Genomic DNA, 19603 nt, shown 5'->3' on the forward strand with positions numbered 1-19603 from the left:
GTTCCGTTCCAGCGTGGACCGTCGAGCGGTTGCGGAAAGCCGCTGATCTGCTGCGTGCAGCGGCCCTGCCCGTCGGACGCGCTGTTGATTGCGGCCTTGCCGGTGACGAAAGCAGCAATCGCGCGACGCTCGTCGTCGTTGCGCTCCTTCGCCATCGCGGCCATGCTGCCGGAGGTCAGCGTCCCCAGCACGTGATCGAACGACATCGCCTGCATGGCGCCGCGCGCGGGCGCGCGGTTCTGGGCATCGCCGGCATCGTGACATTGCGCGCAGTGGGTTGCGTAGAGCGCGGCGCCGTCCTGCTGCGCCAGTGCTGGCGTGGAGCACCAGATCAACAGAGCCGCTACGGCAAAACTCGGCTTCATGGCGTTCTCCGGTATCGTCGGCACGCGACCTAAAGACCGCGTCACACAACCTGAAGTGTATCGCCAGTGCGATCGCGGAAGCAATGGACGTTCCGCCTGCGTCCGTCACATCGCCGTGGCCATGCGGATACGATCGGGCAGTTCATCCAGACGCAATAGGGCAAGGCTCTTGTCGCGCCAGCCGCCGCTGCCCTCCTCGCAACGCTCGTTGATCAGCGCGCGCGGCGACGGCCAGTTGAATGGTGCCTTCTCCATGTTCAGCGCGCGCCAATCGCCATCCGCGCAATCGCGATTTGCATCCCATTCTGGAAATGTCGTGACCAGCAGGAAGCCCGCGCCGCTTTCGGCAAAGCGGGCCACGGCGCGGGCGATGTTGTCGAAGCTCAAATGAACCAGGCAGTCCCGGCACAGGATGACATCTGCGCGCGGCAGCGCATCGCGCGTGATGTCGGCAACGAGAAACCGGCCGGACAACTCGCCGCCGGCCACGCGCCGGCGATTGGTCTCGATCAGCGACGGCACGATGTCGATGCCGGTGTAGTCGAGGTCGAGCTTGATGCGGCCGATCCAGCCGGCATCGCCGCAGGGCGCATCGAGCAGCGAGCGCGCGCCGAGCCGTTGCAGCAGGGGAGGAAGCTCCTCCCGGATCGCGGCGGTCGCCGGGTCCTCCGAGCCGAGGCCCGAGACTGATGTGGCCGCGCCCCACAGGTTGGTCCGCTCGATCCGCTCGAACCGCGCGGCGAGATCGAGGCCGTCAAAGCTCTCGCGGTCCGCAACGAAGCGCTCATGGGCGAGCACGAGTGGACGATTGGTGATCATCGGGCGGGACTCGCGTCAAGACTCCGTCGCAAGCACACTATACAGTCGACGCGTCGCCTCCGAAATCTCCCTGGCGCGAGTTCGCTGATGATTACCCGACGAACGGCCATGACCGGCATCGCCGCGCTGCTGACGTCTATCCCTGCACACGGTGCACCAGGCGAACAGTTCAGCGTCACCTCCGGCAATGACGGCCTGCCTGTATCACGTTACGCGGCGACGGTGGCCGGGAAGCGCCCTGCCGTGATCGTGCTGCACGGGTCCCGCGGCATCGAGCTTAGGCTCCGCGCCTACGAGCGATATGCCGATGCGCTGTCCGCCAAGGGCATCGACGTCTATTTTCTCCGCTATATGACACCGGCCGATACGGCCGCGCTGACGCCGAAGTCCAGCACGCATGAGAGCCGCGATGCCTATCACACGACGCGGTTCGACGATTGGGCCGACACGGTCTCCGCCACCGTGACGGCCATCCTGGGCCGGTCCGACAGTTCCAGGCGCATCGGCCTGCTCGGCTTCTCGCTGGGCGGCTACGTCGCCGCCGACACCGCCGCGCGGGACACGCGTATCGCCGCGCTCGCGGTGCTCTATGGCGGCATCCCCGACGCTATGGCCGCCAAGGTCAAGCACCTGCCGCCCCTGATCGCATTGCATGGCGAGGCAGACAGGAACGTGCCGGTCGCGAAGGGACGGCAACTGGTCGAGCTCGRCAAGTCGGTCGGCGCCGAGGCCGAATTCGTGCCCTATCCAGGCAAAGCCCACGGCTTTGATTTCTCCGACACCGACCCGATGACATCCGATGCGATCGATCGCGTCACACGGTTCTTCCAGCCAAGGCTCGCCGCCTGACCGAGGCGGGTCACGAAGATGGCTCCTGACCGCAGATTGGACCGAAGTTCAACATCAGGTAGCATTCAGCCCGCATGCGCTCGACCACCAGCAAAGAGAAGGCCAAAATCGTTGCCGGCGCCGTGACGGCCGTCGTCATGACGGCGATGCTGTTGGTGTTCGCGCTCGGCCTCTTGCTTCCGCATTAGGCGCGGTGAGCGCGGCGGACGAGTGCCGCCGCACACACTTACGCCGCGCGCACGGTCCGCAAGAATTTTCCGACTTCGTCCTTCAGCCGGTTGCTGTCGGTCGCCAGCATCTTGGCGGTCGAAAGCACCTGCGAGGACGCCGAGCCGGTCTCGGCCGCGCCGCGCTGCACGTCGGTGATATTGGTGGAGACCTGCTGGGTGCCGTGAGCGGCCTGCTGCACGTTGCGCGAGATCTCCTGGGTCGCGGCGCCCTGCTCCTCGACGGCCGCGGCAATGGTGGACGACACCTCCGACAGCCGCTCGATCGTCGCGGAGATGTCGCGGATCGCGTTGACGGATTCCTGGGTCGCGGTCTGGATGCCGGAAATCTGCTGGCTGATCTCGCCGGTCGCCTTCGCGGTCTGCTCGGCCAGCGTCTTCACCTCGGAGGCGACGACCGCGAAGCCGCGGCCGGCCTCGCCGGCGCGTGCCGCCTCGATCGTGGCGTTCAGCGCCAGCAGGTTGGTCTGGCCGGCAATGGTGTTGATCAGCTCGACGACATCGCCGATCCGCGCCGCCGCGATCGAGAGCTCGCTGACCTGCGCGGTCGTGGTGCGCGCCTGGGTGACGGCCTCGCCCGCCATCCGCGCGGATTCCTGCACCTGCCGGCTGATCTCGTTGACCGAGGACGACAGCTCCTCCGTGGCGGTCGCAACCGACTGCACGTTGCCGGTGGCTTCACCCGAAGCGACCGCGACCACCGAGGTCAGCTCCTGCGCGCGTTGCGCGGTGGTGGCCAGCGTCGAGGACGACGCTTCGAGCTCGGTGGACGCCGAGCCCACCGTCTCGATGATCTCGCCGACCGCGCGTTCGAAGCCGTCGGCCAGGTTGACCATGTCACGGCGGCGCCGCTCGGCAGCCTGCTTCTCGATCTCGAGCTGCGCAGCCTTGAGACGTTCGACCTCGAGCGCGTTGGTCTTGAAGACTTCGACGGTCCTGGCCATGTCGCCGATCTCGTCGCTCCGCTCCTTCTCGGGCACCTCGGTCTTGAGATCGTTGCGGGCGAGACCCTCCATGGCGAGCTTGAGCCGGGCGATCGGCCGGGACATCGCATYGAGGCCGATGAACAGCGCGATCGCGATGCCGACGATCAGGCCGCCGGCGCTGACTCCGATCACGGTCCAGGTCGCGGATCTGGCGTCGCGGTTGATGGCTTCCTTGCGGGTGCTGACCGCCCGTGCGGACTCGGTCACGAACTGGACGATGCGTGCGAGGGCCGCGTCCAGCACCGGATCGCACTCCTTGTGCGCACGTTCGGCGGCCTTGGCATTCTCCTCCACGCTGCTTGCCTGCGCACCGGCCTGAAGTACCGGATCGCAGCTGGCGAACGCGGCCTTCAGCTGGTCCCCGATGCTCTTGACCTGGCTGGCGCGCGACGGGTCGTCCTGCACGGCCGCATCGAGGTACTGACTGATTTCGGTGCGGTTCTGGTTCGCGATCTTGAGACGGCCAGCGTTGCCCGCCTCCGTCGCTTCGGTGAAGACCGCATAGAGCGCGGCATGATAGGTCTCGGCGCGGCGCTGGGCCCGCGTCAGGTTGAGCGCCGAGGATTGTGCGGCGGAGAGTTCGGCAAATCCGTCGACGGTCGCCGAAAGTTCACGCGCGGCGAAGCCGGCGACGGCGAGCATCGCGCATCCCATCACCGCCACGATCAGTGCGACCTTCCATACGATTTTCAGATTGTTCAAAAAGCTCATCACAGCCGTCCCAATGCTTCTGCCGACGCATAATCCCAGCAACGGGCATTGGAACCGGTGGACGCTAAGATTTAATGCCAAATCCCCCGAGCAGTCTTACGGAAAAATAACTATTCGGGGGGTCGACGTAAGCCTCGCGTAAGCTTCTGCCTGTTTTGGGGGCGTGATCCGGCCGGAACCGGTCGACGGCGTCAGCCGTTGTCGCCCCATGCGGATCAAGGAAGAAAACCGAAACATGTTTCTGCTGGCGACGGTGACGCTATGCTCTGTCGCCGTGGCCGGCACCGTTGCGCTGTTCGAGCTGGCACCAGGACCGGCTCCGGCAACGCAGGTCGCCGAACGCGCGGCGATCGACCTTACGGCTCCGACGCCGGTCCGGGTGGTGGGCGCGCCGTTCGAGCCCAACATCAACCCGCGCGAGCGATAGCGCTCACGTCGGCGATGCCTCTGTGCCCGCCTCGGGCCGGCCTTGGGCCCGCGCCAATTCCTCCACGAACGCGATCACCTCCGCCCGCTTGTCGGGCGGCAGGGACAAGAACGCACGGACGAGCCTCAGGCCCTGCGCTTCGTCCCACTGGTCCGATTTGACGTCCATTCCCCACTGTCGGGCGGGCGGGAAAAATATGCAATCCCCAGCCGGACACCTCCTTGATTCGGCCGGCCAGCTTTGCTGGAATAGCTCCAACAGAGGTGGACCATGAAGTGGATCAGCGAGCGCGACGCACTGATCGCGCAGACAATGGCCTTCGTCCAATCGGTGACCGGCAAGAAGGGTGACGTCCATCCGCCGGAGAGACCGACGGCTGCACCGGACGTGCCGGTGGGGACCGTCACCGTCGAGACCGTGGCGGTCGAGATATTGCCGGTCGAGATCAAGCCGCCGCCAGTCCCGCTCGCCCCGCCCGTCATGATCCCGCCAGCACGGACAAGCGGCGATTTCCGCTCCGAGATGCAGGCCCGCATCGCCAATTTCCGCAAGCATCAGGAGCGATTCGAGCGTGAGCGGGAGGAGTATTGCGCGGCGACCCTGACCAGGCTCCGCGCGGCCATTCGCGACCCCTCCCTCCGTCCGCCAGCCGAAAACTAAGGCCGACGGTCGATCAGACACCTACAGCCAGGACCAAACCAACCAGAGATTGGCCGCACAGGCGCTGAGCAATCCCAGCGTCAGTGGCAGCAGCATGTGCCCGCAGCAGGTCTTGAGGTCAGTCGTCATGGCCGAAAACATCCGCTGATTCCGGCAAATGAGTCCCAGGGATTCTTTTTTTTGGGATTCAGGACTCGTTAAAGACTCAGGGTCCGCGGCTCCGATCACGCCCCCGTGATCGTCCCGGAACCCCCTGCCCCATGAAGCCGTTAACGCGCTTTCCGGGAGCGGGAAGAATGCCCTACGCCCTGTTCTGCAACGACGCCCAAATCAGCAAGGCCTATCCCAGCGAGGCCGACGTCTGGCAGCTCGCTCAGCAAAGCGGCCTCGTCGTGGATGTCAGCACCGACGACCAGCGCCACGGGCCGCGCCGGGTCCTGGACAATGATTACGAGATCAAGCCCTGCCGGGCCGCCCAAGGCGAGGACCCCGCCAGGAACAAGGCCGAGGCCGAGCAGCAGTCGAGGATGGAGCTTGAGCTGAATTCCTGAGGTTCGGCCGCAAGCCCAGGGTATCTCAGCGAGGGATCTCTCAGGGGGTCGCGGTCGCCAGCGAGGCTTGCTCGCCCGCCAGCACCACGCAGGCCTTGCGGCGGTGCAGCCCGCGGATCGCGCCCGTTACCTTCAGCACCTTGCCGGATGGGCAGGAAGCGTCCTTGACGAAGGCCACCTCATAGGGTGCCAGCATCAGAGGCTCGGATTTGAGGATTGTCTGTGCAGCGCACGGCAGGGAGATGAAGCACGAGAGCACTACTGCCGACACAAAGATACGCATGTCCGTCGTCCCACCAGCCCGGTAATTCTCATATAACGCCTTCCGGAGCGCGAGTTCCGTAGGCGGCAAAAATTATTTTTGCTTTACGCCAGTCCCATGACGCGCGTGAGAACGCGCGCGCCAGACCGTTTGCTTGCAAATGACGCGCCAGATGGTTCACGCAAAGCAAACAACAGGCAGGTAAACAAGGGTCTGGTGGCAAACGAAAGGCCGGCGTGAGCCGGCCCTTGTCAGGTCGTGGTCGCTGTTGGGCGTCAGTAGCGCGAGGCTGCCGGTCCGCCCCAGCCGAAGCGGTAGTTCACACCGACCTTGACGGTATGCTCGTCCTCCCGGCCCCGGACGCCGACGACGTCGGCCGGACCGGAGGTGAAGGTCGTGCTGCCAAAGTTGTAATACTGGTACTCGGCCTTGGCCGACCAGCTCGGTGCGAACATGTATTCGAGGCCGGCACCGACAGTATAGCCGTCCTTGTTGTTGCCAGTGGCGGTGAAGGGCTGCGCCACGCCGGCGACGTTGACGCCGAGGCCGCCATTACGCCAGGCGTAACCGCCCTTGGCATAGACCAGCGCCGGTCCCCAGGTGTAGCCGATGCGGCCGGTCACCGACCCGAGCTGGTCGGTGTTGGACGTCACCTGCGTCCCCAGCGGGAACGTGACACCGTTGTTGTTGGTCGGCAGCCAGGAGTACTGGGCCTCGATACCCACCACCCAATTGGGCGCGAACTGGTAGTCGAAGCCGCCCTGCACGCCGCCCAGGAAGCGGGCGTCGCTCGACTGGAAGCTGCTGTCACCGGCGAACGCGCCGCCGACATGGCCGCCGATGTAGAAACCGGTCCAGTTGTAGATCACCTGCGGCGGCGTATAGGCGGGCGCCTTGGTATAGGTGCGCGGCTGCATGTCGGCCGCGGCGGCCGGTGCAGCCAGCGCCAGCAGAGCGACGGCGCCCAGCAAAATCGTCTTCATGATCATCCCCGTTCTTTCAAATTCGACACTCAGGAAACAACGTGGCGTGAATTAGGTTGCTTCGCGGCGATGCCGGAACGTTGATCGTCTGTAACTGTGACGGGTTGGCAACAACGCGATTTTGTTCCGTCACACCTGCTTGCACCGACTGTTTTCGTCGTCTGCGCAAGGCGGGCTGTAACGATCTGTCGCAAGGCAAACCAGCCCCGTTCAAAGCTCGCCAAATTGTGATCCAGCGGCTCCGGCGGCCCCTGTCCTAGCACCTGCCGATGAAGGCCGGCTTTGCGCTACCGCGCCATCTTTTCCAGTTCCGGAAAGGGTGCGTAAACCGCACCGGCGCAGAGCTCGCCGGCGCGATCGACGATGCGGTCGCCCCGCCCGTTGACGAAGACGGCGGCCCGTTCGCGCATGCCCTTGTAGCTGCCGTCAGTCTCGCGTGGCGTGAAGTGCAGGCAGGCGACGTAGAACTGCCGTCCGCCGATCTCGCGCAGCACCGGATCGGCCATGCTGGCCTCGCGCACGCCGACGGGATTGTTGAGGTAAGCGCGCATCAAGGCCAGCGTGTCACTGCGAAAATTGTCGGGAAACGGCTGCGGCCCTCCCGCCTGGGTCCCCTCCATCAGGGATGGACGATCACCGTCGCTGCCGAAACATGCCGCGAGCGCCAGCGGCAAGACCATAACCAACGCCAAGATCACCGCACGCTTCGCCAATCGCCCCACAGGCCACGCTCTCCGCTCGATCAGACTCGGAGGATGTTCTAGCTCCAAGGTTGCACGAAGGGAATTCGCTCCTGCTCGTAGGCTGCGCAAATAACGCACCGCCCCGCCGTCGGCGCCTGCGCTTTCGCGCTGACGCCGAGACGACGGGCCGGGCCTGAATTCCGCACGCGGCGGCGGGCAATGCCAGGGATGCCGCCGCGCCGGATCAGTCGTTAGCTGCGCTTGTCGATGGCCGCCGGCTTGGTCACGTCAGGCTGCGCCTTCAGCGACTTCTTGGCCGACAGATGCTTGTTGTGGTGGCGATGCGTGCGCACGGCCTTGTGCTCGTCGGGCGTGACCGCGGCATTGGCGTTCATCGCCTTCGACTTGGTATCCACCTTGGCGTCCGCCTTGACGTCGGCGGCCTTCGTGTCGGCCTTGACGCCGGCCTCGGGTTTCACGGCGGTGGTCGACACCTTGGTCTGGCTCTGGTCCGCCTTGATCACCGGCGCGGTCGTGGTGGTCTTGCCGGCTTCAGCGGCGAAGGCCGGGGCTGCGATTACGGAAGCGGCGAGCAAGGCTGCGGAAATGGTCTTCAACATGGTCGGTCTCCTCTTTGAAGGATCTTGAGGCGGCGCCCTCTCGCCTACTCTTCGATCGTGGGTGGAGCCTAGGCGGCGTGCACTGAACCCAATCTGAAGCCCGTCGCAGGCTTCTGTTCATCTCGATGACAAGTTTGTCATCTGCGGAGGGGCGAATAGATCGTGCGAAGCGGGAATGTTTTTGCCCGCTGGGTGTTCCGGTCTTTGGGCAATCGTGTAGGATCGCCACGTTCCATACGGGAGAAGATAGATGCGCAAACTTTCCATGCTTCTGGTACCGGGGCTTGTCTCGATGGCGTTGGCCGCCGGACCGATGCTGACCAGCGCCTACGCCGCGGGCAGCGACGAGCCCTCGCCGCCGCCAAAGTCGGACAGCTCGGCCAAGAAGGGGAAGAAGAAGAGCTCCTCCATCAGCGATCCCAAATTCCTCGCGGCCTATCGCGCCGCCTACACCACGATCTACGACGGTCACGACTACACGAGCGCGATCGGCCAGCTGAAGTCGCTCGAGCGCGACGACGTCGCCGACGTCGCCAATTTGATCGGCTACTCCTATCGCAAGCTCGGCGACTACCAGTCGTCCAAGGTCTATTACGAGATCGCGCTGAAGGACGATCCGAACCACGTCCGCACCTGGCAGTATTACGGCCTCTGGCAGCTCGAGCAGGGCAACCGCGAACAGGCGCAGTACCACCTGAACAAGATCGCCTCGCTCGCCGGCACCGACAGCTCCGAGTATCGCTCGCTCGCCGCGGCGCTCGACAAGCCGACCGGCGCGACGCTCGTCTACTGAGACATCGCATCCTCGAACGAAACGAGCGGGCACAACCTCGGGGTTGTGCCCGTTCCGCTTTCTCGGTTAGCCTCTCGCATCAAGTGCTCCCCTCGCAAATTGGTGCGCAATGGATACGTGGCTGCGATCCGCGATCGACTACATCGGCTCCTGGATCGAATTCCAACAGACGACATTCCAGCAGCCCGGCGTCATCGTCGCATTTGCCCATCGCGGCGAAATCGTCGCCGAGCACGCCTTTGGTCTTGCCAATCTCGACACTGGCGAGAAGCTCACCCCGCGCCACCGCTGCCGTATCGCCTCGCACTCGAAGAGCTTTACCTCCGCCGGCATCATGAAGCTGCGCGACCAGCGCAAGCTCCGGCTCGACGACACGGTCGGCCAATATGTCGGCGGCCTGCACCCGCGCGTTGCCGAGACGACGATCGCGCAGGTGCTCTCGCACAGCGCGGGGCTGACGCGCGACGGCGCCGATTCCGGGCAGTTCATCGACAACCGTCCCTATCTCATGCGCCGCTTCCCAAGGGCGCATCGTTCGCGCGCGGCCACACGCGAAAAGTGCCCTTGGGCGAGCGTTGCGTGATCCCCGGCGACAATCCGACGCACGCGATGGCATCCGCTACGGGCTTCGCCGCCACCGCCGGCGATACGGCCCGCTTCTTCGCGCAGCTTGCGCCCAACGCCAGGAAGAGCGTGCTCTCAGTCGCAAGCCGCCGCGAAATGACCCGGCATCACTGGCGCATCCCGCAGAGTTTCGAGGCCTATTACGGCCTTGGCATCAACGCCGGCAAAACCGACGGCTGGGACTGGTTCGGCCATGGCGGCCATTTTCAGGGTTACATCTCCCGGACCTGCTCCATCCCCGCTTGCGAGCTCGCGATCAGCATCCTCAGCAACTCCATCGACGGCGCGGCGCCGTTCTGGATGGACGGCGCGATGCAGATCCTGCGCGTGTTCAGGACTCGCGGCGCCCCCGACCGCCGCGTGCGCGACTGGAACGGCCGCTGGTGGACGATCTGGGGCGCAACCGATCTCGTCCCCGCGGGCAACCGCGTGCTGGTCGCCAATCCGCAGTTCATCAATCCGTTCATGGATGCCGCCGAGATCGAGGTCACCGGCCGCGACACCGGCAAGCTCGCCTGGGCTGCCGGGTACTCCAGCCACGGCGAGCCGGTGCGCCGCGTCCGTGACGCGCGCGGCAAGGTCAGCGACATCTGGATCGCCGGCGCCAATATCAAGCCGGAGCGTGTCGTGGCACGCGAGATCGCGCGGAGATATCCGCCGCGCAAGCGGCGGCCTACTCTCGGATAAGAGCCTCGACCTCGCTCCGAAACGCCTGCCGCGAGCCGTCGCGCGAATAGAACATGTGGCCACCGGGATAGACGACGAACTTGACCCGCTGCGTGGCGAACGCCGGAAGCTGGTCGAGCACCCGCTTCGATCCGAAATAGGGCGTGGCGAGATCGAATAGGCCGTGCGCGACCAGCACGTTCAGCTTTCCGTCGGTGGCGAGGATCTGGCGCAGCTCCGACACCGACTGGGGCGGGTTGATGCCGCGGCCGAAATCCCAATTGCCCTCGACGGCGCCGTTGAGGACTTCATAGGAGCCATCCGGCCGCCAGTTGAGCTTGCGCGTGAGAACATCGACGGCCGCACTCGTCAGCGGCGCCTGGAGCGCATCGCCCGAGGGATCGCCGAACCGGGAGCTGCTCGAAGCCGGATAGGGATCATAGCCTCGCACCGAGGCGTCGTAGCGCCCCGTCACCTTGCCGTTCTTGCGGTCGAACTCGCGGCGGAATTCACCGACGTCGAAACGGCYGGCGAGCCGGCGGCTCACGGCCTGATCGATCCCGGTAAGCTCGGCGACCTTGTCGGCAAGGCGATTGGTGGCCTCCTTGTCCGCCTCGCCCTTGACGAGGTCGGCCAGGAACTCGCCCCGCGCGTAAGCCTCGACGTCGGCGAGATCGGCGCGCTTGACCGGCCCCTTGGCTTCGCGCGCCACCGCGACATAGCTCGGCAGCGTCGCGACATATTGCAGGAGGCTGGTGCCGGTGAACTCGCGGAAGTCCAGGAGCGGCGACACCAGGATCAATCCCCTGACGCCGACGCCATGCTGGAGCTGCAACTGGCGCACGACCTTCGGCCCGCGAATGCCGCCATAGCTTTCGCCGCCGACATATTTCGGCGAGGTCAGCCGGTCGTGCTTCTCCAGCCAGCGGCGGATCACGAGCGCGATCGAATTGACGTCGCCGTCGACTGAGTAGAAGGACTTGCGCGCGTCCTCGCCGCTGGCAACGAAACGGCTGTAGCCGGTGCTGACGGGATCGATGAAGACGAGATCGGTGAAGTCGAGCCACGTCTCCGCGTTCGGCTTCACATCGGGTGAGGCGGACGGCGACAGGGCTTCGCCATCGAGCGGCAGCCGCCACGGACCCGCAGCGCCGAACTGGAGCCATGCCGAGGACGCGCCGGGACCGCCGTTGAACAGGAACGTCACGGGGCGCGTCGCGCGGTCGGCACCATCGAGCTCATAGGACGTATAGGCGATGTCGGCGAGCGGCTCACCCTTGCCGTCGAACACGCGGATCGAGCCGGCCGTCGCGGTGAAGTCGAGTGCGCGGCCCGGCAGATCGAGCGTCTGCTTCGTGGTCGAATCCGACGGAAGTCGATGCGGCTCGGCGGCGGACGATGAACCCGGTGACGCGCCTGGCGTGTTGCCGCCGCGCCCACCACCCTTCTGTCCCGCTGGGGCCGCCGTCTCGGCGCGCGGCTGCGGCGGATCGTCCGCGCGGGCAAATCCCGCGAGCGCGAAAGTCGACACCGCCAGTACCAGGGTCGCGCGGCGGAGCGCCGGCAAACGCATGACCATGATCGTTCTCCTTGTCCGGCTGCGAGAGCCGGCGAGCATCGCAAGGCTAGCGAGAAATTGCGACGGTTTGGGGGATAGCCGGCCCGGCGGCGCCTGAAGAAGCCGGGCGAGCACAAATCGACCCGGATTTGCCCTGAATCGGGATGGACGCTGTTTGCCTTGAACAGCGGTCCTTCTCGACAATGGAGGCCCAGGTCGTATAGACGAGCCCGGCGGAACTTTCTCCAGCCAGCGGCCCTGCCCGGAAGCCATGACCAAGCCAGCGCGATACAACCGGATCGCCTTTGTCGCGAGCCCAAGCAGCGAGGCGCAAACCGCCTTCGGCCAGCTCACTCGGGACTATGGCAATTGCGACCCGAAAGACGCCGATGTCGTGGTCGCGCTCGGCGGCGACGGACTGATGCTCCAGACGCTGCACCAGAACATGCACTCGGGCAAACCGATCTACGGCATGCACCGCGGCACCGTCGGCTTCCTGATGAACGAGTATTCGACGGTCGACCTTCGCGCCCGTCTCGAGGCGGCGCAGGAATCCGAGATCAACCCGCTCCTGATGCGCGCCACCGACGTCAACGACCGCGTCCACCTGCATCACGCCATCAACGAGGTCGCCCTGTTCCGGCAGACCTTCCAGGCCGCGCGCCTGCGGATCCTGATCGACGAGCGCGAGCGCATGGCTGAGCTGATCGCCGACGGCATCATGGTGGCGACGCCCGCCGGCTCCACCGCCTACAATCTGTCCGCGCAGGGACCGATCCTGCCGATCAACGCCGCGCTGCTGGCGCTGACGCCGATCAGCGCCTTCCGCCCGCGCCGCTGGCGCGGCGCGCTCCTGCCCAATACGGCTTACGTCGTGATCGAGGTGCTGGAGGGCGACAAGCGGCCGGTGGCGGCGGTGGCCGACCATGACGAGGTGCGCGACGTCCGCCGCGTTGAGGTGCTGTCCGACAAGACCATCTCGATGCGCATGCTGTTCGATCCCGGCCATAGCCTGGAAGAGCGCATCCTGCGCGAGCAGTTCGGCTACTGAGCGCCGGCGCGGATCACTGGCCGCAAGACTGAATCGATTCCAGGCCGCCCGCCATGGCGGGATCACCGAGCAGATCGAAATCCCTGACGACGGGAACGAAGCTCTTCGTCTCCGACGTCATCAGATAGATCCTGACAGGCAGCGATCCCTGCGGCGCTGCGTTCGCGCGACAGAATTCCTTGGCTGCCACGCCGAGCCCCATCGACCCGCGTTTGCCTTGCTTCCCCTGCTCGACCATCGACGCACGTAGCGCTTCGAAGCGCGCAGCATCGCCCGGCGACAAGCGATAGGCGTAGGTCGAGGAGCCCAGCGGCGGCGCAGGCAGGCCGGCGCGATCTCGCGGGTCGCTCATCTCCATCATGGCGAAGCTCGTCCTGGTCTCGGCCTCGCCGGCCACTTTGGTGACGACGTCGAGCTTGACGCCGCCCGAACGTGGCCGTAGCGCGTCAGGCAACTGCACGGCGACGCGCAGCATCGACAGATCCGTCGTCCTGGCATCGATGCGGGCAAGCGGCGGGATCGATGTCAGCGGCACCGAGCTGCAACCGGCAAGCATGAGCGCAGCCGCGCTCGCAAGAACACGCGCCAGGCGGTTCATCGCAGGCATCTCCAATCTGGACTTGAAGGATTGGCTAGGCTGATTTCCGGCCGGCCCCGTGCGGCTCCAGCGCGTCGTCCGCGTTCTCGGGGACATATTCCAGGATATCGCCGGGCTGGCAGTCGAGCACGGCGCAGATCCGCTCCAGCGTGTCGAAGCGGATGCCGCGCACCTTGCCCGACTTCAGCAGGGAGACGTTCGCCTCCGTGAGCTCGATGCGCGCAGCAAGCTCGCGCGACCTGATCTTGCGCCTGGCGAGCATGACGTCGAGGTTGACGATGATCGGCATGGTCAGATGATCTCGCTGTTCTCGTGCCACATGCGAACGGCATCGGCCATCACGGTCGCGAAGGCGACGAGCGCGAGGCCACTCAGCACCGACAGCACATGCGACTGCTCGATCCCGAACATGACCACGAGCTGGCCCGGCTGGTTGGCCCGCGTCAGGTTGAGCGTGGTGAGCATCTGCACCAGCGGCGATATCAGCGCGTTGACGATCAGCGCGAGACCCATCCGGCGGATGCGCCAGGCGTTGTCAGTCACGAAGACCTCGCCGCGCGCGAAACGGGAGAACAGCATCGAGAGCCGCAACAGAGCGTAGAGGACAGGCGCAAGTCCGATCAGGCTGATCAGGGCGCCGGCGAGGCGCGTACTGAGGTTGAGCGTGAAGGGCCGCGCCCCCAGCGGGGATTGGGTCGCGATCCAGTGCCGGAGCATCTCGTCGCTCGACCAGAGCAGCGGCACCGCAAGCACGGCGCCGGCGACGCACAGGAGCGCGCCGACGGCCACGATCCGTCCGATGCGCCGCAACCGCGGCTCGACCGGCGCAGGAAAAGGAAACGCGACGACGCTCATCGGACTAGCCCCCATCCAATTGTATATTTTTATCGTTTTACAATAAAAAATGGTAGAATTACGATATTAACTTCTCCCCTTCTCACGCACGCCGCGAAATGCCGGCAGCAACCCTTCCTTAACCCTCGCCGCGATATGGTTAACGAAAGTTGACCGCTCCGGCCCAGGCGTCATGTTCCGCATCGATTTCAACAAGCTGCGCTTCCTCGTCTGCGACGACAATCCGCACATGCGCCGCATCCTGCGGACGCTGCTGCACTCCTTCGGCGCGCGCGAGGTTTACGAGGCCGAGGACGGCGCCACCGCGCTGGAAATGTACAGCCATTACGTGCCCGACATCGTCATCACCGACTGGGCGATGCCGATCTTCGACGGGCTCGAGCTCGCGCAGATGATCCGGCAGCCGGAATCCAAGGGCAATCCTTACGCGCCGATCATCATGCTGACCGGTCATTCCGAGAAGCGCCGCGTCACGGTCGCGCGCGATGCCGGCGTCACCGAATTCCTGGCCAAGCCGATCTCCGCCAAGGGCCTTTACCAGCGCATCCTCAACGTCGTCGCCAATCCCCGGCCCTTCATCAAGACCAAGACCTATTTCGGTCCGGACCGGCGCCGCAACACCAACTCCGCCTATATGGGCCCCGAGCGCCGCGTCGGCGAAAAGCACGAGGTGCTCCAGCAACCCTCGCTGCTCGACAAGGCTCGTTCCTCCATCTAGCGCAACGTCTCACGCGATCGGGGCAGACATCATGGCGAAGAACGGCGCAAAGGACATCGAGGTCACGGCCTTCGCCACGCACCAAGTGATCACGCAGCCCAATCCGCTGCGCAAGGTTCTGCGCCGGGTCGAAGAAAAGGACCTGGACGATCCGGTCGCCCGCGCCGAGCAGGCACTCGCGGGCCTGTCCAGTGAGTTCAAGGACTGGATGACGACCGAGGTCAATCGTCTGTCGGCCGCTTATGTCGCTGTTCGCCATGAGGGCTTCACCAAGGAGCGGCGTGACGAGCTGTTCCGCGCCGCGCACGACATCAAGGGCGACGCTGCGACGTTCGGCTATCCGGCGGCGGCGGGAGTTGCGGAGAGCCTGTGCCGCGTCATCGAGCACGCGCCCGATCTCGACAAGGTGCCGGCCGAGCTGTTCACGCACCACATCAACGCCATCCTCGCCATCGTGCATGAAAACACCAAGCTCGACAGCATCAGCGTCTCCGCCGAGCTCAGCCGCCGCCTGCGTAAAGTCGCCGACGACTATCTCGCCCACGTCAACCGCGACCGCCCCTAGCATCTCGAGGTGATTTTGGCACCGAGCATCGTGCCGGCGGAGTAGCGGCTCCCGCTCTCAATTGCGAGCGCAAGTATCGTAGGGTGGGCAAAGCGACTCGTCCGCCGTAGCTCGAAGAACGAAGGCGGAAGCGTGCCCACCAACTAATATAAGCTGTGCGGATAAATGGTGGGCACGGCGCTACGCGCCTTTGCCCACCCTACGGCGTCTCGTCACGCCGCAATCAGATCGTCATACACCGGATCGAGCGCGTCATCCGCAACGAGCTCGTCGCAGAACAGCCTTGCCTCTTCGCGCGCGGATTCCGTGGCGAAGCGGCGGAGCAGGACCATCAGCGGTTCGGTGGCGCCGCGGTCGGTCTCGCAATGGGTCAGCACGCGCTCGACCATGCGCCGGCGCAGCCGCGCCGCGCCGTCGTCGGTATCGACAAAACCTTGCTCGTGGCAGGCATCGAGCGCGACCTGGAACGCCGCAAAGGTCGCCTCGGGAAGTCCGGCGCGGCGGAGCAGCGCGTGCAGGCTATTGCCGCCACGGTCGTGCAGCAGCGCGCAGACGCGTGCCAGCGGCAGGTCGGCGAGTTCGGCGAGTGCCGCGTCGAACAGATCGAGATTGCTCGACAGCAGCGCGCGCAGGATCAGGCCCGCGGTGAGCTGGCCGGTGACGCGCAGATGATGCACCAGGCCCTGCATGTCCTCGCCGCGCGACCGCGCCGCGATGTTCATGGTGGAGCGATCGCGCACCTCGACCGTGATGCGCTCGGCGCGGTCGACACTCAACCAGTTCCGCGCGACGACGAATTGCGCAAGGGTATCGGAAAGTTTTGCCACCAGCGCGGCGCGCGTTGCGGCCGGCAGATCCTCAAGCACCAGCATCGCCTCGCGGATCGCGGCGAGATGGCCGTGGCGCTCGACGATGCGATTCCAGGAGAACGGCGCGAGTTCGGCGTGGGGATTTTCGATCAGCTCGAGCGCGGCCGCCGCGCAGCCGACTTCGGCGATGGCGGCGCAGACCGACACCGGCAACGCGACGCGGCGGGCGACCGCGCATTGCACCTCGTCATTGCCGGTTGCGACGATGTCGACGAGATCGGCGTCGATCAGCAGCGGCGAATGTTCGAGCACAGGCAGCGCGACGGTCGGCTGGTCCGCCGACAGCGCCCGCACGATCGATGCCGGCGCATCCGTGCTGCGCGCAAAGGCCTCGGCCATCGCCTGCCGCACCAGCGGCGAGGGATCGTCGAGCAGCATCAGGAGCGCACCTTCGGCCGCGATACGGTCGTCATGGGAAAGGTCTGAGATCAGCCAGGCCCGGGCCAATGCCCGCGTTGCCTCGGCCCGCTCGCCGGCGGGCGCCGTCCTGATCCAATTGATGAACTGCCGAACAATCATGTTGCTTCCGGCTTACACAACAAACGAAAACGGTGACGGCTTGTCACCTGCAACACAAAATAAACCACGACGCTTAACAAAGCGTTCACCATAACTGGCTGGTTTTATTGACGTTTTGTTAAGGGAACAAAGCCGCCTGCCACGCGTCCGGGACACGAGAGCAGGTTATTTGCTCGACGACATCAGCTCGAGAACGTACCGCTGCGATCGCTGAAGAGATCGAGCGGTTGCGGCGGACGCACGTCAGGCGTCGCCGATGCGATCGAGGCAAGCGAGGCGTTGTTGCCCCACAATTTCTGCACCGTGGTCGAAACCGGCTGCGTGGTATCGCCGGGCTGATAGATCGAGCGGAATGCGGGCGTGATCGGCGTGTTGTCCGCAGCCGTTGACGACGACGTCGCACTCACCGGCGTAACGCCGCGCGCCTCCGGAAAGGTCTGCAGATAAGCGGCGTTGTCGATGACAGGCGCGGTGGGTTGCACGCCGTTGGCACTTGCGACCTGCGTCGTGGGTGGCGTGTCGCCATACATCGCCATTGCGCTGCGGGTCGTCTTCGAATTCGCCGCGCTGGCGTAGCGCGCATCGAGCACCGAATAGACCTCGGAGACGCTGCGTGCGCGGCCGTCCCTGGCGTAGAAGATCGAGCGGTTGGCGGAGGCCGCGTTCGGGAACAGCCGCGCACCGACCGCTTGCGGATTGTCCTCGGCATTGGCAATCAGTTTGCGGCGCCGCCGACACCCATGAAATGCGCCATGTAGAGTTCGCTGTCAGACGGCCTGCGGCCGAGCAGGCCGGTCAGCTTGAAACTGTTCGACTGCGTCAGCGCTGCGGCCATGGTGGAGGCGGCTTCCGGATCGTCGCGCAGCTTCATGATCGACCGCTTCATGGCGGGATCATCGACAGCGTAGCTGCCCGACGACGTCCTTGTGATGGCGTCGGAATAGTTGCCATAGCCGAGCTGGGTGCCCGCCTCCTTCACCGTACCGAGCCAGGTCTGGTCGATGAACTGGTAGAGCCCGTGGGCGGATGACGTGGTGGCTTCCGCCGTCGGATCGAAATCCGATTCCATCTTGGCGGTCGTCAGCATGTACTGGAAGCTGACGCCCGTCCGGTTGGAGACCTGCTTGATCGCGCCGGCGACGCGTGCCCGCGACGGATCGAGACCCGTCGTCTGAGAGGCACTGGAATTGTCGACCGACATGATGGAGTGCCCGCCCCGTGCGGCGTTGAGCGACGCCGGCAATTCGGCGCCTGTCGTCTCACCGTGGGACAGGTATGGTTAATGCGGGGTTAATCTGCCCCTCCCCGTTATTGCGGCCCGAATTCGGGGTGACGGCCGGCTATTTCTTGTAGACGGCGTCCGGATCGAACAACCTGTCCGCATCAATGAAGACCAGCTTGGCGCCGCCGCCCTCGGCCTCGACCTTGCGGTAAAAGCAGGACCGGCGGCCGGTGTGGCAGGCCGCGCCGATCTGCTCGACACGGATCCAGACCGCGTCCTGGTCGCAATCGGTGCGGATCTCGACCACGCGCTGGGTCTGACCCGACGTCTCACCTTTTCGCCACAAGGCATTGCGCGATCGACTGAAGTACCAGGCCTCGCCGGTCGCAATCGTCTTGCGCAGCGCCTCGTCGTTCATGTACGCGACCATGAGCACGTCACCGGTGGCGACGTCGGTCGCCACGCAGATCACGAGGCCGGCGGCGTCGAACTTCGGCAGGAAAGCGAGGCCTTCCTCGATCTCATGGGAGTGAGCGGACACGGGCGTCCTCGCTAGAGCATGACGCGAACATAGACCTTCGCGAGGTCAGCGCGTCGTGCCTCGCACCAGGGACAGGAAACGAGCTTGCTCCGCCGGATTGTCGCGGAACATGCCTGTGAAGCGGCTGGTGAAGGTCGAGGCACCATGCTTGGCAACGCCGCGCACCGACATGCAGGTATGCTCGGCCTCGATCAGCACGGCCACGCCGCGGGGCTTGAGGATCTCGTCGATAGCCGCCGCGATCTGCGCCGTCATGTGCTCCTGGGTCTGGAGCCTGCGGGCGAAGATGTCGGTCAGGCGCGCAAGCTTCGACAGGCCGACGACGCGTTCCACCGGTGTATAGGCGATGTGCGCCTTGCCGTAGAACGGCATCATGTGATGCTCGCACTGCGAGGTGAACTCGATGTCGCGCACCAGCACGAAGTCGTCATAGCCGGCCGTCTCGCCGAAGGTGCGGTCGAGCACCTCGGCCGGGCACTGGTGGTAGCCCTGATAGAGCTCGTCGAAGGCCTCGACCACACGGCGCGGCGTGTCGAGCAAGCCTTCGCGCGCGGTGTTCTCGCCGATATAGGCGAGCAGCGTCTTCACCGCCGCTTCCGCCTCTGCGCGCGCCGGGCGCGGCTGGTCGGCGCGGACGGCGGCCGCGAGGAATTCGGCAGGGTCAAGCTCAGCCGGGCGGCTCTCGGGCTGGCGGTCGGAGGGCTTGCCCGGGCGGATGGATTTGATCGCAGCGTCCATGTCTACTCCGTTCGACGGCCTCGCGGCCGGAGTGTCACCGGCAGACGGGGCGGCAAGCCGCCAGACGCCTGAAGAGAACAGTTTTGACGAAAAAGGCCCTTTGGGTCATCACGCTGGCAGCGCAGATCTGGACCGCTGCCGCC

The 19603-nt window shown here is 65.3% G+C and carries 23 protein-coding genes and 2 pseudogenes; 9 read left to right on the forward strand and 16 right to left on the reverse strand.

What is annotated here, in order from left to right:
* Positions 1–365, reverse strand: a 365-nt coding sequence (locus tag AB4Z51_RS24965) for a c-type cytochrome (RefSeq protein WP_441498198.1), incomplete at its 3' end; no start/stop codon positions are given.
* Positions 366–470: 105 nt separating this feature from the next.
* A complete protein-coding gene (locus AB4Z51_RS24970; protein ID WP_441498199.1) occupies positions 471–1184 on the reverse strand; it encodes a class I SAM-dependent methyltransferase in 714 nt (237 codons plus the stop codon).
* Between the two features lie 87 nt (positions 1185–1271).
* On the opposite strand from AB4Z51_RS24970, the gene AB4Z51_RS24975 reads away from it, so the two are divergent.
* Positions 1272–2033 (forward strand): dienelactone hydrolase family protein, encoded by a 762-nt coding sequence (locus AB4Z51_RS24975; protein ID WP_441498200.1) that lies wholly within the window; start codon positions 1272–1274, stop codon positions 2031–2033.
* A gap of 226 nt (positions 2034–2259) precedes the next feature.
* On the opposite strand, the gene AB4Z51_RS24980 is transcribed toward AB4Z51_RS24975, so the two are convergent.
* Positions 2260–3957 carry a methyl-accepting chemotaxis protein gene (locus AB4Z51_RS24980; RefSeq protein ID WP_441498201.1) on the reverse strand — a complete coding sequence of 566 codons (1698 nt, stop codon included), beginning with the start codon at positions 3955–3957 and terminating at the stop codon, positions 2260–2262.
* A gap of 208 nt (positions 3958–4165) precedes the next feature.
* On the opposite strand from AB4Z51_RS24980, the gene AB4Z51_RS24985 reads away from it, so the two are divergent.
* Positions 4166–4384, forward strand: coding sequence for a hypothetical protein (locus tag AB4Z51_RS24985; RefSeq protein WP_441498202.1), 219 nt, complete (start codon positions 4166–4168; stop codon positions 4382–4384).
* Between the two features lie 3 nt (positions 4385–4387).
* Here the strand turns inward: AB4Z51_RS24985 and AB4Z51_RS24990 are convergent, their stop codons facing one another.
* Positions 4388–4552 carry a hypothetical protein gene (locus AB4Z51_RS24990; RefSeq protein ID WP_441498203.1) on the reverse strand — a complete coding sequence of 55 codons (165 nt, stop codon included), beginning with the start codon at positions 4550–4552 and terminating at the stop codon, positions 4388–4390.
* 102 nt (positions 4553–4654) lie between these two features.
* Here AB4Z51_RS24990 and AB4Z51_RS24995 point away from each other — a divergent pair, with 102 nt between their 5' ends.
* Both AB4Z51_RS24995 and AB4Z51_RS25000 read left to right on the forward strand, forming a co-directional pair.
* Positions 4655–5044, forward strand: coding sequence for a hypothetical protein (locus AB4Z51_RS24995; protein WP_441498204.1), 390 nt, complete (start codon positions 4655–4657; stop codon positions 5042–5044).
* 296 nt (positions 5045–5340) lie between these two features.
* On the forward strand, positions 5341–5595 hold the full coding sequence (locus AB4Z51_RS25000) for a hypothetical protein (RefSeq protein ID WP_028150218.1): 255 nt from the start codon (positions 5341–5343) through the stop codon (positions 5593–5595).
* A 40-nt stretch (positions 5596–5635) separates the two neighbouring features.
* On the opposite strand, the gene AB4Z51_RS25005 is transcribed toward AB4Z51_RS25000, so the two are convergent.
* The 4 genes from AB4Z51_RS25005 to AB4Z51_RS25020 all read right to left on the reverse strand — a co-directional run bounded on the left by AB4Z51_RS25005 (position 5636) and on the right by AB4Z51_RS25020 (position 8143).
* On the reverse strand, positions 5636–5878 hold the full coding sequence (locus AB4Z51_RS25005; RefSeq protein WP_038935984.1) for a DUF6719 family protein: 243 nt from the start codon (positions 5876–5878) through the stop codon (positions 5636–5638).
* Positions 5879–6132: 254 nt separating this feature from the next.
* On the reverse strand, positions 6133–6840 hold the full coding sequence (locus AB4Z51_RS25010; protein ID WP_071917379.1) for an outer membrane protein: 708 nt from the start codon (positions 6838–6840) through the stop codon (positions 6133–6135).
* Positions 6841–7127: 287 nt separating this feature from the next.
* Complete coding sequence (locus AB4Z51_RS25015) at positions 7128–7520, reverse strand: hypothetical protein (protein WP_135216506.1); 393 nt, start codon at positions 7518–7520, stop codon at positions 7128–7130.
* Between the two features lie 254 nt (positions 7521–7774).
* On the reverse strand, positions 7775–8143 hold the full coding sequence (locus AB4Z51_RS25020; RefSeq protein WP_135216507.1) for a His-rich protein BRANT: 369 nt from the start codon (positions 8141–8143) through the stop codon (positions 7775–7777).
* Between the two features lie 250 nt (positions 8144–8393).
* On the opposite strand from AB4Z51_RS25020, the gene AB4Z51_RS25025 reads away from it, so the two are divergent.
* Positions 8394–8936: a tetratricopeptide repeat protein gene (locus AB4Z51_RS25025; protein WP_135216508.1), complete on the forward strand. Its 543-nt coding sequence runs from the start codon at positions 8394–8396 to the stop codon at positions 8934–8936.
* A 109-nt stretch (positions 8937–9045) separates the two neighbouring features.
* Positions 9046–10247 (forward strand): annotated as a pseudogene (locus tag AB4Z51_RS25030) (serine hydrolase domain-containing protein).
* Here the strand turns inward: AB4Z51_RS25030 and AB4Z51_RS25035 are convergent.
* Positions 10234–11805 (reverse strand): S10 family peptidase, encoded by a 1572-nt coding sequence (locus AB4Z51_RS25035; protein WP_441498205.1) that lies wholly within the window; start codon positions 11803–11805, stop codon positions 10234–10236. The pseudogene AB4Z51_RS25030 and the gene AB4Z51_RS25035 overlap by 14 nt on opposite strands.
* A 250-nt stretch (positions 11806–12055) precedes the next feature.
* Here AB4Z51_RS25035 and AB4Z51_RS25040 point away from each other — a divergent pair, with 250 nt between their 5' ends.
* Positions 12056–12835 (forward strand): NAD kinase, encoded by a 780-nt coding sequence (locus AB4Z51_RS25040; RefSeq protein ID WP_135216511.1) that lies wholly within the window; start codon positions 12056–12058, stop codon positions 12833–12835.
* Positions 12836–12848: 13 nt separating this feature from the next.
* Here the strand turns inward: AB4Z51_RS25040 and AB4Z51_RS25045 are convergent, their stop codons facing one another.
* Genes AB4Z51_RS25045 through AB4Z51_RS25055 form a run of 3 tightly spaced genes read right to left on the reverse strand, consistent with a single transcriptional unit; the run spans position 12849 to position 14288 of the window.
* On the reverse strand, positions 12849–13433 hold the full coding sequence (locus AB4Z51_RS25045) for a hypothetical protein (RefSeq protein ID WP_354125858.1): 585 nt from the start codon (positions 13431–13433) through the stop codon (positions 12849–12851).
* Between the two features lie 34 nt (positions 13434–13467).
* On the reverse strand, positions 13468–13722 hold the full coding sequence (locus tag AB4Z51_RS25050; RefSeq protein WP_441498206.1) for a helix-turn-helix domain-containing protein: 255 nt from the start codon (positions 13720–13722) through the stop codon (positions 13468–13470).
* Positions 13723–13724: 2 nt separating this feature from the next.
* Positions 13725–14288: a DUF2975 domain-containing protein gene (locus AB4Z51_RS25055; RefSeq protein ID WP_441498207.1), complete on the reverse strand. Its 564-nt coding sequence runs from the start codon at positions 14286–14288 to the stop codon at positions 13725–13727.
* Between the two features lie 172 nt (positions 14289–14460).
* Between AB4Z51_RS25055 and AB4Z51_RS25060 the strand changes: the two genes are divergently transcribed.
* Together AB4Z51_RS25060 and AB4Z51_RS25065 are read left to right on the forward strand one after the other, a co-directional pair.
* Complete coding sequence (locus AB4Z51_RS25060; protein WP_008549760.1) at positions 14461–15006, forward strand: response regulator; 546 nt, start codon at positions 14461–14463, stop codon at positions 15004–15006.
* A 31-nt stretch (positions 15007–15037) separates the two neighbouring features.
* Positions 15038–15571, forward strand: coding sequence for an Hpt domain-containing protein (locus AB4Z51_RS25065; protein WP_441498208.1), 534 nt, complete (start codon positions 15038–15040; stop codon positions 15569–15571).
* A 212-nt stretch (positions 15572–15783) separates the two neighbouring features.
* On the opposite strand, the gene AB4Z51_RS25070 is transcribed toward AB4Z51_RS25065, so the two are convergent.
* The 4 genes and pseudogenes from AB4Z51_RS25070 to folE all read right to left on the reverse strand — a co-directional run bounded on the left by AB4Z51_RS25070 (position 15784) and on the right by folE (position 19460).
* Entirely contained in the window at positions 15784–16959 is a 1176-nt protein-coding gene (locus AB4Z51_RS25070) for a DUF2336 domain-containing protein (RefSeq protein WP_135216516.1), read from the reverse strand.
* A 182-nt stretch (positions 16960–17141) separates the two neighbouring features.
* Positions 17142–18160: pseudogene (locus tag AB4Z51_RS25075) on the reverse strand (lytic transglycosylase domain-containing protein).
* A gap of 139 nt (positions 18161–18299) precedes the next feature.
* Complete coding sequence (gene hisI / locus AB4Z51_RS25080; RefSeq protein WP_135216518.1) at positions 18300–18722, reverse strand: phosphoribosyl-AMP cyclohydrolase; 423 nt, start codon at positions 18720–18722, stop codon at positions 18300–18302.
* Positions 18723–18767: 45 nt separating this feature from the next.
* Positions 18768–19460: a GTP cyclohydrolase I FolE gene (gene folE / locus AB4Z51_RS25085; protein WP_028150233.1), complete on the reverse strand. Its 693-nt coding sequence runs from the start codon at positions 19458–19460 to the stop codon at positions 18768–18770.
* Positions 19461–19603 lie beyond the last annotated feature (143 nt).

The sequence above is a fragment of the Bradyrhizobium sp. 2TAF36 genome (assembly GCF_052114925.1).
GTDB classification, from domain to species: domain Bacteria; phylum Pseudomonadota; class Alphaproteobacteria; order Rhizobiales; family Xanthobacteraceae; genus Bradyrhizobium; species Bradyrhizobium barranii.

What these genes read in the sequence shown, in the direction of transcription:
- AB4Z51_RS24995 (WP_441498204.1), top strand. Translation starts at nt 4,655, where the DNA reads ATGAAGTGGATCAGCGAGCGCGACGCACTGATCGCGCAGACAATGGCC.
- AB4Z51_RS25000 (WP_028150218.1), top strand. Translation starts at nt 5,341, where the DNA reads ATGCCCTACGCCCTGTTCTGCAACGACGCCCAAATCAGCAAGGCCTAT.
- AB4Z51_RS24970 (WP_441498199.1), bottom strand. Translation starts at nt 1,184, where the DNA reads ATGATCACCAATCGTCCACTCGTGCTCGCCCATGAGCGCTTCGTTGCG.
- AB4Z51_RS25050 (WP_441498206.1), bottom strand. Translation starts at nt 13,722, where the DNA reads ATGCCGATCATCGTCAACCTCGACGTCATGCTCGCCAGGCGCAAGATC.
- AB4Z51_RS25015 (WP_135216506.1), bottom strand. Translation starts at nt 7,520, where the DNA reads ATGGTCTTGCCGCTGGCGCTCGCGGCATGTTTCGGCAGCGACGGTGAT.
- AB4Z51_RS24985 (WP_441498202.1), top strand. Translation starts at nt 4,166, where the DNA reads ATGCGGATCAAGGAAGAAAACCGAAACATGTTTCTGCTGGCGACGGTG.
- AB4Z51_RS25065 (WP_441498208.1), top strand. Translation starts at nt 15,038, where the DNA reads ATGGCGAAGAACGGCGCAAAGGACATCGAGGTCACGGCCTTCGCCACG.
- folE (WP_028150233.1), bottom strand. Translation starts at nt 19,460, where the DNA reads ATGGACGCTGCGATCAAATCCATCCGCCCGGGCAAGCCCTCCGACCGC.
- AB4Z51_RS25045 (WP_354125858.1), bottom strand. Translation starts at nt 13,433, where the DNA reads ATGAACCGCCTGGCGCGTGTTCTTGCGAGCGCGGCTGCGCTCATGCTT.
- AB4Z51_RS25060 (WP_008549760.1), top strand. Translation starts at nt 14,461, where the DNA reads ATGTTCCGCATCGATTTCAACAAGCTGCGCTTCCTCGTCTGCGACGAC.
- AB4Z51_RS25020 (WP_135216507.1), bottom strand. Translation starts at nt 8,143, where the DNA reads ATGTTGAAGACCATTTCCGCAGCCTTGCTCGCCGCTTCCGTAATCGCA.
- AB4Z51_RS25040 (WP_135216511.1), top strand. Translation starts at nt 12,056, where the DNA reads ATGACCAAGCCAGCGCGATACAACCGGATCGCCTTTGTCGCGAGCCCA.
- AB4Z51_RS25025 (WP_135216508.1), top strand. Translation starts at nt 8,394, where the DNA reads ATGCGCAAACTTTCCATGCTTCTGGTACCGGGGCTTGTCTCGATGGCG.
- AB4Z51_RS24990 (WP_441498203.1), bottom strand. Translation starts at nt 4,552, where the DNA reads ATGGACGTCAAATCGGACCAGTGGGACGAAGCGCAGGGCCTGAGGCTC.
- AB4Z51_RS25005 (WP_038935984.1), bottom strand. Translation starts at nt 5,878, where the DNA reads ATGCGTATCTTTGTGTCGGCAGTAGTGCTCTCGTGCTTCATCTCCCTG.
- AB4Z51_RS25010 (WP_071917379.1), bottom strand. Translation starts at nt 6,840, where the DNA reads ATGAAGACGATTTTGCTGGGCGCCGTCGCTCTGCTGGCGCTGGCTGCA.
- AB4Z51_RS25055 (WP_441498207.1), bottom strand. Translation starts at nt 14,288, where the DNA reads ATGAGCGTCGTCGCGTTTCCTTTTCCTGCGCCGGTCGAGCCGCGGTTG.
- AB4Z51_RS25070 (WP_135216516.1), bottom strand. Translation starts at nt 16,959, where the DNA reads ATGATTGTTCGGCAGTTCATCAATTGGATCAGGACGGCGCCCGCCGGC.